Raw genomic sequence first — 680 nt, forward strand, 5'->3', positions numbered from 1 at the left:
GCCCAGGTCACCATCAAGGCCGGTGAAACCAGCGCGCCGTACACCCACGACGCACAGGGCGATGACGTCTACCAGGACGCAGGCCAGATCAGTCTGGGCATCACGTCCGCTGTGGATATAGACGGTCACACCTTTGAGAACCTGGAACTGGGTGGTGCTGCTTCGGTTCAAGTGACCGACACCCTCGACGAAGTCGTGGCCAAGCTGACCGCCACCCCGTCGGTCACCGAAGGCGGCGAGATCACTTACACCATCACCCTGACCAACAAAGACGGTCTGCCGATCAACAACCACTCGGAGCTGTACTTCAAGCTGACCGACGGCACCACTGTCGTCGTGGCAGCCAACAGCACCACCGGTTCGGCGACTGCAACCGCCCCGGACAACGTCTATGTGGGCACTAACCAGCCGGTGGTCAATGCCATCGACGCGGTCAGCGGCGCAGATGCATGGAAGTTCGAAAACCTGAACCTGGACAAGACTCCAGTCAGCACCGAGGTGACCGACGAGCCTGGCACCCCAGGCAACGAAGGCGACATCGTCAAAGTCACTATTACTGCTGACCAGACTTCGGTAGCCGAGAACGTCAAACCGACCTTCACTGTGCACGTCAACCAGCCGCTGGCCCACGACCTGGTCGTGACCCTGAGCAACAACGCCCAGGTCACCATCAAGGCCGG

The 680-nt window shown here is 60.6% G+C and carries 1 protein-coding gene; it reads left to right on the top strand.

Features of this window, described 5'->3' with window-relative positions:
- On the top strand, positions 1-680 hold a 680-nt coding region (locus FQ668_RS27280; protein WP_369333845.1), incomplete at both ends, for an immunoglobulin-like domain-containing protein.

This window comes from Pseudomonas sp. Kh14 (assembly GCF_900291005.1).
Taxonomy (GTDB): Bacteria; Pseudomonadota; Gammaproteobacteria; order Pseudomonadales; family Pseudomonadaceae; genus Aquipseudomonas; species Aquipseudomonas alloputida.